Source organism: Companilactobacillus versmoldensis DSM 14857 = KCTC 3814 (assembly GCF_001434295.1).
Lineage (GTDB): Bacteria > Bacillota > Bacilli > Lactobacillales > Lactobacillaceae > Companilactobacillus > Companilactobacillus versmoldensis.
In genome coordinates this window covers 1-11,002 of sequence record NZ_AZFA01000036.1, presented here as the reverse complement: position 1 = coordinate 11,002, position 11,002 = coordinate 1, and the positions used below count along the sequence as shown (strand labels likewise).

The 11,002-nt window shown below is 38.5% G+C and carries 7 protein-coding genes and 2 tRNA genes; all 9 read left to right on the top strand.

Annotated features, from left to right (window positions below; all coding sequences use genetic code 11):
- The first annotated feature begins 168 nt into the window (after positions 1-168).
- The 9 genes from FC27_RS11110 to FC27_RS11070 all read left to right on the top strand — a co-directional run bounded on the left by FC27_RS11110 (position 169) and on the right by FC27_RS11070 (position 10,941).
- On the top strand, positions 169-2,706 hold the full coding sequence (locus tag FC27_RS11110; protein ID WP_082597213.1) for a YfhO family protein: 2,538 nt from the start codon (positions 169-171) through the stop codon (positions 2,704-2,706).
- Positions 2,707-2,907: 201 nt separating this feature from the next.
- Positions 2,908-4,416 carry a glycerol kinase GlpK gene (gene glpK / locus FC27_RS11105; protein WP_010624417.1) on the top strand — a complete coding sequence of 503 codons (1,509 nt, stop codon included), beginning with the start codon at positions 2,908-2,910 and terminating at the stop codon, positions 4,414-4,416.
- Positions 4,417-4,430: 14 nt separating this feature from the next.
- Positions 4,431-5,150 (top strand): MIP/aquaporin family protein, encoded by a 720-nt coding sequence (locus tag FC27_RS11100; RefSeq protein WP_010624416.1) that lies wholly within the window; start codon positions 4,431-4,433, stop codon positions 5,148-5,150.
- Between the two features lie 66 nt (positions 5,151-5,216).
- Complete coding sequence (gene glpK / locus FC27_RS11095) at positions 5,217-6,719, top strand: glycerol kinase GlpK (protein WP_010624415.1); 1,503 nt, start codon at positions 5,217-5,219, stop codon at positions 6,717-6,719.
- 151 nt (positions 6,720-6,870) lie between these two features.
- A complete protein-coding gene (locus FC27_RS11090) occupies positions 6,871-8,343 on the top strand; it encodes a peptide MFS transporter (protein ID WP_010624414.1) in 1,473 nt (490 codons plus the stop codon).
- A gap of 152 nt (positions 8,344-8,495) precedes the next feature.
- Positions 8,496-8,578, top strand: a tRNA-Tyr gene (locus FC27_RS11085).
- Between the two features lie 5 nt (positions 8,579-8,583).
- Positions 8,584-8,655: transfer RNA gene (locus FC27_RS11080), tRNA-Gln, on the top strand.
- Between the two features lie 108 nt (positions 8,656-8,763).
- A complete protein-coding gene (locus FC27_RS11075) occupies positions 8,764-9,465 on the top strand; it encodes a GntR family transcriptional regulator (protein ID WP_010624413.1) in 702 nt (233 codons plus the stop codon).
- 78 nt (positions 9,466-9,543) lie between these two features.
- The gene (locus FC27_RS11070; protein WP_010624412.1) at positions 9,544-10,941 is read left to right on the top strand and encodes an O-antigen ligase family protein; all 1,398 of its coding nucleotides are present in this window, start codon (positions 9,544-9,546) and stop codon (positions 10,939-10,941) included.
- Positions 10,942-11,002: the final 61 nt, after the last annotated feature.

The following is an 11,002-nucleotide window of genomic DNA, read 5'->3' as shown; positions in this document are numbered from 1 at the left end:
AGTTTAGACCCAAAAGATTCCGACAATTTTGAATTGTTGGAATCTTTTTTTGTCTTTCTTTACGAATAATAATATTTCCAATATAAAAATCGTTATCACTAGACGCCTTTTGTTGAGGCTTGGTTTACAATAATAATTACAACGATAAATTCGGAGGAATTTGTTCAAATGCGTAAACAACGAAGTTGGTACTACTTAGGAACCTTTTTACTCAATCTAGTGATCATTTCGATTATTTTTTGGAGTGCTGGTTTAGTACCGTTTGGGGATAATAACTTTTTAAGTAGTGACCTGGGGACGCAGTATATTGATTTTTTGACTGAATTAAGACGTCAATTAGTTAATAACGATGTTCATCTATATTTATTCAGTCAGTCACTCGGTGACAACTTTTTTCCTATCATTAGTTATTATCTTTTATCACCGTTCAATCTGATTTTAGTGTTTTTCAAGAATTATCAAGTGCCGATTGCTGCCGATATCCTGATCATGTTAAAAATTTCGGTCATGGGTATCACAATGGCAATGTTTTTAAACAAGTATTTTCATAAAGTGAGACCCTCTAACTATATTTTTACCGTTACTTATAGTTTTTGTGGTTTCGTAGCTTCATATTTCTACGATTTAATGTGGCTAGATGCCTTGATAATGTTGCCCTTAGTGGCCATTGGTGTCATCAAATTAGTTAACGAAAATAAAATCTGGTTTTATTATCTTTCCTTATTATTAGCAATAATTTTTAATTACTATCTAGGCTATATGCTGTGCTTTTTCTCAGTAGCTTTTTTCATATACTTGTTTATGGATCAACAACTCATGAAATCGCCAAAAAGAAAACGGATCATCGAAAACTATTTGATCAGTTCACTTCTTGCAGGGCTGAGTTCAGCTGTAGTACTCATACCGACTTTTTCGGGAATGCTCAACACTGGTAAAAGTTCTTTTGATCTGACGAATTATTTACCATCATTACGATTCGGTTTTGAGGCCTTCACTCAATTAGGCGTCGGTGGGAACACCTTTATTCAACGACTCCACCACGGTCCATCAGTCTTTATGACTTCAGCGGTCTTGATCTTGTTGTTGGCTTATTTCTATAGTCACAAGATTGCGTCCAAGGATAAAAATAATTCCGCTATTTTGATTGGTGTATTAGTGCTCAGCATGCTAGTTACCACTTTTAATACTGTTTGGCATATGTTCCAAAATCCAGCTGGATTCCCATTTCGAAATAGTTTTATTTTTACTTTCGTCTGTATCTTTATAGCTTATAAAGCGTTCGACGAAGGAGTTTTCCGTGATCAAACTGCTTTGATCAAGGCAACGTCGACAGCAGGAATCCTGATCAGTATCGGTTACGCGACCTTATGGTTGTTGCCAAAATTAATTGAGCAGATGAACTTTGAAAAGCCGGATAATACAGCTAATGGCTATTATTTTTGGATCTCTATCGTCTGCATCATCCTGTCAGGAATAATCCTTAATTTGTTCAGCAGTAGCAGAAAATTCCAATTCCTACTACTACTGATGGTCGTTTTCGAAGTTGCCGCCAACTTCAATTCAGTCATGTCGACCGCTAATTTTGGTAGTCAAAAAATTTATAGCAAGCAATATAAAGCTGAGTCGTCGGCACTGAGAAATGTCCATCAACTTGTCGAACCTGGTCATCGGATCATTGTTTCCAAATCAGGTATCAATGCAGCCTTTCCAGAACAATACAATAATTATAATGATCCAATGTTGTTTGATGTCAACGGGTTGAGCCTGTACAGTTCGACTTTGAATCAACGGACGATGATGATGATGAACAACCTAGGATATTTTAGTAGGAATGTCCGGCGAATCAGTAGTTCTGGTGGGACTGACCTTACAAATGCCTTATTTGGCGTTAATTACAATATTCAACATTTTGATCACCATTATCGAATCGTTGATTATTACGGTTCGCCTTCAATGGGCTTTTTAGTCAGTCCTGATGTTTATAATTTCCAAATGGAGCCATTGAAGGCTTTGGATAATCAGAATCGACTTTGGCAAGCGTTGACAGGGACGAATACGGAATTTTTGAAGAATGCCCAGATCAACCATATGACTAAGACCAAGCATCAACGTAAAAAGACTTATAATTTTGATCTTACGACAACTGCTGAAGGGAAACTCTATTTCTATGTTGCACCGATAAATTATGATAATTCGAAAATATTTGTTGATGGCAAAGAAATCAAAACTTCACAAATTTTAGTTGAAAATCAGGCTGTTATGAAATTAGGCGATTTTGCAGAGGGGAAACATGTCCATGTGAAAATTAGGACAACCTCACCTCTGAGCCTAAATCCGGCGTATTTCCAAACCTTAGATGATGAGCTATTTCAAAATTCCCGAGATCAATTCAAACAGAATTCTCTGAAAATTACTTCTAATTTAAAAAATGATAATTTGAGAGGAACTATCAAGAGCTCATCGACTCAGCCATTATTACTCAGCATCCCGTATGACAAGGGTTGGAAGGCTTTGGACAATGGTAAAAAGGTTCAGATCAAGCGAGTAGTTGGTAATTTGATGGCTATCGATCTGAAGCTTGGAAACCATCAGATCAAGTTGCATTATGTTGTTCCCGGGCTGAAAACTGGCTGGATCGTCTCAATCATTTCAATTTTGCTTTTTATAATTTTCCAAATTTATGTAAAATTTTTTGAAAGAAATTAAGTTTTGATAACGTTCGCATATTCACAATCTAGCAAATTATCAATGGCTATTGCTTGATATCGTTGTTTTCTCGCTGATTTTGTGAATTTATAACAAACTATGTTTTGTGAAAATAAGCAAAATTGTATTTACAAAATAACTACAATGCTGTAATCTTATATTTGAAAAAGCGCTTACATTAAGTGGATTGAGGTGTGTGTAATGACAGAAAATTATATTATGTCGATTGATGAGGGAACTACAAGTACCCGAGCAATCATTTTTGACAAGAAAGGACATAAAATTGCTGACGCTCAAAAAGAGTTTACGCAATATTTTCCAGAACCAGGCTGGGTTGAACACGATGCCAATGAAATTTGGAACGCGGTTCAATCGACCATTGCTAACGTATTTATTGAATCAGGCATCAAGCCTGATCAAATCGCTGGTATCGGCATCACTAACCAACGTGAAACGACTGTCGTTTGGGATAAGGTAACTGGTTTGCCAATTTACAACGCTATTGTTTGGCAATCACGTCAAACTAGCGATATTGCCAACAAACTTAGAGAAGATGGCTACGAAGATATGATCCATGAGAAGACTGGTCTGTTGATCGACCCTTACTTCTCAGCTACTAAGATCCGTTGGATCTTAGATCATGTTGATGGTGCCCAAGAACGTGCTGAAAAAGGTGAATTATTATTTGGGACTATCGATACTTGGCTACTTTGGAAGCTGACTGGTGGCGCTGTTCACGTCACTGATTACTCCAACGCAAGTAGAACGATGCTCTTCAACATCAAAGACCTTAAATGGGACGATGAAATCTTAAAAGTTCTCAATATTCCTAAGGAAATGTTGCCTGAAGCACGTCCAAATTCAGAAGTCTACGGAAAAACTAAAGATTACCACTTCTACGGATCAGAAGTTCCCGTATCAGGGATGGTCGGTGATCAACAAGCTGCCTTGTTCGGACAAATGGCTTTCGAACCCGGAATGGTTAAGAATACCTATGGTACTGGTGCCTTTATCGTCATGAATACTGGTGAAGAACCTCAATTATCAGAAAATAATTTGTTGACGACGATTGGTTACGGTATCAACGGCAAAGTTCATTATGCTCTTGAAGGTTCTATCTTCGTCGCTGGGTCAGCTATTCAATGGTTACGTGACGCTATGAAGTTGGTTGATTCGGCTCCTGATTCTGAAGCTGCTGCTTTGGCATCTAAGAACGATGATGAAGTTTATGTTGTTCCTGCCTTTACTGGTTTAGGTGCTCCATACTGGGATTCAGACGCCCGTGGTGCAGTCTTTGGGTTGACACGTGGTACGACTCGTGAAGACTTCATTAAAGCTACTTTGCAGTCATTGGCTTATCAATCACGTGATGTTATTGAAACAATGCACAAGGATACTGGTATCGACATTCCGACATTGAAGGTTGATGGGGGAGCTGCTAAAAACAAGTATTTGCTCCAATTCCAAGCTGATATTCTTGAAACACCAGTTCAAAGAGCTAAAGATTTGGAAACAACTGCCTTGGGTGCAGCCTTCTTAGCTGGACTTGCAGTTGGTTATTGGAAAGACATTGATGAGATCAAGAAGGATTACACCGAAGGTGATATCATCAAGCCAAGCATGGACAAGAAACGTTCCGATTACCTTTATGAGGGTTGGAAGGAAGCTGTCAGTGCTACCAGACAATTCAAACATAAGGCAGTTAAATAACGGGGGTATTGATCATGCATGACAGTTTATCGTTACAACTCTTAGGGGAATTTATAGGTACAGCCGTCCTTATCATTCTTGGTGATGGTATCTGTGCCGGTGTTACTTTAAATAAATCAAAAGCTCAAGGAGCTGGCTGGGTCGCTATTGCACTTGGCTGGGGTCTTGCCATCACTATTGCTGTATATTGTGCTGCTTTCTTGAGTCCTGCTCATTTGAATCCAGCCGTTTCATTAGGTATGGCTATTGCTGGTAAATTCAGTTGGGCCTATGTAATTCCTTATAGTATTGCTCAGATTTTAGGTGGTGTCGTCGGTGGTATCATCGTCTGGGCCTTCTACTATGATCATTTCAAAGAAACCAAAGATTCTGATGCTATTTTAACGATTTTCGCTACTGCACCTGCTATTAGAAGATACAGTATGAACTTCTTCTCAGAATTTATCGGAACTACAGTTCTAATGTTTGCTTTACTAGCATTTACAAGAGGTAACTTTACAAGTGGATTAAATCCGATTGCTGTTGGTCTTTTGATCACTTCAATTGGTTTCTCGCTTGGAGGGACCACAGGTTATGCTATTAACCCTGCCAGAGATTTGGGTCCAAGAATTGCTCATCAGATCATGCCTGTTCCTAACAAAGGTACATCCGACTGGGCATATAGTTGGGTTCCTATCGTTGGACCAATGTTTGGTGGTGCTATTGGTGCCTGGCTTTATAGCTTGATTCCTTAATAAGTACTAAAAAACTAGAAAGGGTGTCTTGACGCCTTTTCTTTTTATTTTCAGGAGTGTTAAATAATGGAGAAAAAATATATTTTAGCTATCGATGAGGGTACTACTACTGCAAGAGCCATCATCTTTGACCACAGTGGTAAAAAGATCGTTACTGCTCGTCATCATATTAGACAAATTTATCCAAATCCTGGTTGGGTCGAGCATGATGCCAATGAAATCTGGAACGCTGTTCAATCTTCAATTGCGACAGCTTTCATTGAATCCGGTGTTAAACCTGATCAAATTGAATCGATTGGGATCGCAAATCAGCGTGAAACGACCGTTGTTTGGGATAAAAAGACTGGCTTACCAATTTATAACGCCATCGTTTGGCAATCACGTCAAACTTCCCAGTTGGCTAACGATTTGATCGAAGAAGGCCACAAAGAAGCCATTCACAAGAAGACTGGTTTGATTATTAGCCCATATTTCTCAGCTACTAAAGTACGCTGGATCCTAGATCACGTTGATGGAGCCCAAGAACGTGCTGAAAACGGAGAATTGCTCTTTGGGACCATCAATACTTGGTTGCTCTGGAAGTTAACTGGTGGCGAGAGTTTCTTGACTGACTATGCCAATGCTAGTCGGACCATGTTGTTCAATATCAATACTTTGGATTGGGACGATGACTTGTTGAAGTTGTTGAACATCCCACGCAAGATGTTGCCTGAAGTTAGAACTAACGCTGAAAACTTTGGTTCAACTAAGAATTATCATTTCTACGGTTCACAAGTTCCTATCACTGGTATGACTGGTTCACAACAGGCTTCATTGTTTGGTCAGATGGCCTTTGACAAAGGGAATGTTAAGAATACTTATGGTACTGGTGCCTTTGCTGTGATGAACACTGGTGAAGAACCAGCTTTATCTGATAATAATTTGTTGACAACTATTGCCTATGGTGTCGATGGTAAGGTCAACTATGCTCTTGAAGGTTCTATCTTCGTGGCTGGTGCTGCTTTGCAATGGTTACGCGATGGTTTAAGAATGATCAAGGAGACACCCGATTCTGAGGCTGCTGCTGAACGTTCGACAGATATTGATGAAGTTTACGTTGTCCCTGCTTTCTCTGGCTTAGGTGCCCCATACTGGGACGATGAGGCCCGTGGGACTGTTTTTGGACTAACACGTGGCTCCAACCAAGATGATTTCGTTAAGGCAACTCTGCAATCTATCGCTTATCAAACTAAGGATGTTATCGAGACAATGAGTTCTGATACAGGTATTCCAATTGATGTTTTGAAAGTCGATGGTGGGGCTTCTGCCAATAACTACTTGATGCAATTTCAAACTGATATTTTGAATATCCCACTAGAAAGATCATCTGACTTGGAGACAACTTCGTTAGGAGTTGCTTTCTTGGCTGGATTAGGTTCTGGGTATTGGAAAGATATCGATGAGATCAAGCAAAATTATCATTCTGGTGAAAGATTTGAACCGAAGATGACAGATACTTTGCGTGATAATTTATATGCTGGCTGGAAAGATGCTGTATCAGCAACGATGGCCTTTAAGCATACAAAATAATTAATAAATAAGAGTCCTTATTAAAGGATTCTTATTTTTTTTTGTTGGTATGTCTGGGTTTCTGGCGTTATAATTAAAATTGCTTTGACATTGTTAAAGTAACAGTTTAATATTTATTTATTGTTGTGATAAGTTAGGAGAATTTATATAAATGGATGCGAAAAAAGACCGCGGTTTCTTAGGGCAGCCGTTAGGTTTAAGAACATTATTTCTAACTGAATTCTGGGAAAGATTCAGTTACTATGGTATGCGTGCCATCCTTATTTTCTACATGTACGTTGCTGTAGAAAAGGGTGGTCTAGGCATGGACCAGACTACCGCCGCATCAATCATGGCTATCTATGGTTCATTAGTTTATATGACTAGTGTTGTTGGTGGATTTATTAGTGACAGACTTTTAGGCCCTAGAAGGACTGTTTTCTGGGGTGGTGTGGCCATTATGTTCGGTCATATCGTTCTATCACTGCCAATTGGTATGAGTGGATTATTTGGTTCCATTCTGTTGATCACTATTGGTACTGGTTTATTAAAACCAAATGTTTCAGACATGGTTGGTACACTTTATACTGACGATGATCCAAGACGAGATTCTGGTTTCAGTATCTACGTTATGGGTATTAACTTAGGTTCGTTATTTGCTCCACTAGTTGTTCAATGGACAGCTTCTGAATTTAACTACCACGCTGGTTTTTCACTAGCAGCTATCGGTATGTTTATTGGATTGATTGTTTACTGGATCGATGGTAAGAAATACTTGCCAGCATCTGGTTTAAAAGCACCGGATCCTATTACTGATAAAGAACGTAAAACTGTTATCAATCGAGTCGTTTATGGTGTTATCGCCATTGTTGTGATCATTTTGATCATGTTATTCACTCACTCATTAACAATCGATAACTTTATCGTTATCTTGAGTGTTCTTGGTATTGCTTTACCTATCGTGTACTTCATTATCATATTAAGAAGTAAGAAGGTTAACGCAACTGAGAGATCTCGGGTTGTTGCTTATATCCCATTATTTATTGCTGCTGCAATTTTCTGGGCTATTGAAGAACAAGGTTCGGTTATCATGGCTTTATTTGTTGCTGAACAAACTAAATTAAGTGCTTTTGGTATGAACTTACAAGCTGGTTGGTTCCAGTCATTGAACCCATTCTTCATCATCATCTATACACCATTCTTTGCTTGGTTATGGATCAAATTGGGCAAAAGACAGCCATCTTCACCAACTAAGTTCTGGTTAGGTTTAGTATTTACAGCTCTATCATATTTCGTTCTAATTATTCCTTTGATGGGTGTTGGAACTGGTAAAGTTAGCCCTTGGTGGTTAGTTGCCCAATGGGGACTGATTGAAATTGGTGAAATGCTCGTCTCGCCGGTTGGTCTATCTGCTACAACTAAACTTGCACCTAAGGCGTTCAAGTCTCAGATGATGAGTATGTGGTTCCTAGCCGATTCAGCTGGACAAGCGGTCAACGCTCAATTAGTTAAGGTCTTCCATGCTGGGGATCCTGCTAATGAAATGATGTTCTTTGGAATCACTGGTGCCTTCTTGATCGTGGCTGCTATTATTTTGGCGGTCTTAGTACCAAAGATCAAACCTCTGATGAAGGGTGTCAATTAATACAGATAATTATTTCTTTATAAAATAAATTTTATTAACAGATCAGTCTTGGACTGATCTGTTTTTTTTATTTTTTGAAAATTTTCTAGATATACCACTTGAAATTGGTATTGTTTTTCGGTAATATGATTTGAGTCGAGAGATGATGTGTCGGAGGGGTAGCGAAGTCTGGCTAAACGCGGCGGACTGTAAATCCGCTCCTTCGGGTTCGGTGGTTCGAATCCACTCCCCTCCATTCATTGGGTTATAGCCAAGCGGTAAGGCAACAGGTTTTGATCCTGTCATGCGCTGGTTCGAATCCAGCTAACCCAATACTTAAAAAGGACCGATACTTAATCGGTCCTTTTTTTTCTAAATTTGTTAATTTACTGTATAATTTACTTATAACTAATCTTTGCAATATCGTGGGGGAGGGTCATGATGAAAGTTCCTGTTTATATTCAGATCCATAATCGCATTAAAAAAGAAATCGAAGACGGTAAGTGGGCGGTTGGCGCTCGGATCCCTTCCGAACGTAGACTTGCTGACGATTTTGATGTAAGCAGAATGACGCTCAGACAAGCTATTCAAACATTAGTTGATGAAGGTATTCTCCAACGTCAAGTAGGATCTGGCACCTATGTTGCTAGCAGTAAAGTTCAAGAAAAAATGTCGGGGACTACTAGCTTTACTGAAATCACTGAAAGCCAAGGTAAGCAACCATCAAGTAAGACAGTTTCTTATCACTTGGCTGACCCATCTCTCAGTGAGATGGAAAAATTGAATCTTCACGATGGGGATGAGGTTTTACGAATGGAACGTATTCGTTATGCTGATAAACAACCGATTTGTTTTGAGGTTGCGACCATTCCAAGTACGATCGTTGAAAATCTTGATAAACAAGATATAACTTCTTCACTTTATAATGCACTTGAAGAAAAAGCTGGTCTAAAATTAGGTAAAGCTAATCAGACTGTTTCAGCGATGTTAGCTTCAGAAAAAATCGCTACTTTATTGAATGTTAAGCGGGGTTCTGCTATCTTACGTCTGAGACAAGTTACCATGTTAGATGACGGCTTACCATTCGAGTATGTCCGTTCCCAATACGTTGGTGACCGTTTCGAATTTTATTTGGAAAGATAAATTTTAATGTCGTTTGTACGGCAAATAGGTTAGTATATGAGTAATCATCTACTTTAAATTTTTAATTGGGAGTATTTTATGCAAAGTTTTATTAGAAGATACAGCATTTTCTTAATGCTGTATATTGTTTTTCAACCGGTCCTGGACGCCATCACAGGTGTGATGACTAAGGCTAATATTGACGTGACTTTTGGGGTTCTAGTCAGAATGTTGGTCATGGTAGTTACAGTAGCCTTCTTGCTAATGTATTTATTATTGAATCGTAATAATAAAAAAGGCTTTATCGTCATTGGCTATTTTGTCCTGTTAGCCTTAATGGCTGTGATAAGTCTATTCGTTAATTACAAGCAAAAAGAACTATTCGTTCCAAGCTTGGAATTAACGACTCTAGCTAAGAGTCTGTACTACCCAATTATGTTATTAGGCTACATTTATGCATTTGAAGAGTTACATCACGATGGCATTTTAAATAAATATTTTCCACGTGTCGTCTTTTATGCGGTCAACATTATTTCCTTAGTAATGATCATCGCACATTTTACAGGGACAGGATTTAGTTCTTATTCCTATTACAATTTGGGAGAGAGCGGCTGGTTTTATGCTGCTAACGAACTAAGTGCCATCGTTTCGATCTCGTTCCCAATCTTGGTTTGGTATGCAACTGATCTATTATCCAAAGCTACCAGATGGTATTATTGGATTTCAGTTGTATTAGCAATCTATTCAGCACTATTGATCGGTACTAAGGGATCATTCATCGCTATCATCTTTGGCTCAATAATGGCCTTACTAGCTGCCCTTGTTCAACGGATCCAAAGAAAGGGTAGCATCGCTCATTTGAACGGCATGATCGTAGTGATGATTTTGACATTAGTCGGTATTGGTGTTGGATATCCAACTATGTCTGCAGTTTCAAAAACTAACGATCTCCATGAAGAAATGATCCAAGACAAGAAACAGCGTGCCAAGACCAAGAAGGGTCTAAACAAAGACCAAAAGGCCTATGTTAAGACAAATAAGTACGTTTCATATATTTTTAGTGGTCGGACGATTTATTTTGAAAATGCCGCACAAAACTTCAGCAAGGCAACACCTGCTCAAAAAGTATTTGGAATGGGTTATGCCACTAGCTTTAAGAAGGTTAAGCAAGCTAAGTTGGTCGAAATGGACTATATTGACATCATCTTCCAATTTGGTTTCTTAGGCGGAATAGTTTATCTCTTACCATTGATATTTAGTTTTATCTATTTATTGATCTTGTTCTTCAGACACTTCAAAGATATGTGGTCCTTCAAATGGGCTATGCTAGTATCCAGTGTCCTATTGGGATTTGGAATGGCTTTGTTGACAGGACATGTTATTGAAGCTCCGTCAGTAAGTATTTATTTCGTAACTTCTTTAGCTTTTGCACTGTATAACGCTAAATTATTTAATAAAAATAAAAAAGATCCCGTTGAATTAGACGTGATCGAATAAAAAATTATCCTAAGCAAAGTGTTAATACTTTGCTTAGGATTTTTTTTGGCTCTAAGTCAAA

What these genes read in the sequence shown, in the direction of transcription:
- FC27_RS11070 (WP_010624412.1), top strand. Translation starts at nt 9,544, where the DNA reads ATGCAAAGTTTTATTAGAAGATACAGCATTTTCTTAATGCTGTATATT.
- FC27_RS11075 (WP_010624413.1), top strand. Translation starts at nt 8,764, where the DNA reads ATGAAAGTTCCTGTTTATATTCAGATCCATAATCGCATTAAAAAAGAA.
- glpK (WP_010624415.1), top strand. Translation starts at nt 5,217, where the DNA reads ATGGAGAAAAAATATATTTTAGCTATCGATGAGGGTACTACTACTGCA.
- glpK (WP_010624417.1), top strand. Translation starts at nt 2,908, where the DNA reads ATGACAGAAAATTATATTATGTCGATTGATGAGGGAACTACAAGTACC.
- FC27_RS11090 (WP_010624414.1), top strand. Translation starts at nt 6,871, where the DNA reads ATGGATGCGAAAAAAGACCGCGGTTTCTTAGGGCAGCCGTTAGGTTTA.
- FC27_RS11100 (WP_010624416.1), top strand. Translation starts at nt 4,431, where the DNA reads ATGCATGACAGTTTATCGTTACAACTCTTAGGGGAATTTATAGGTACA.
- FC27_RS11110 (WP_082597213.1), top strand. Translation starts at nt 169, where the DNA reads ATGCGTAAACAACGAAGTTGGTACTACTTAGGAACCTTTTTACTCAAT.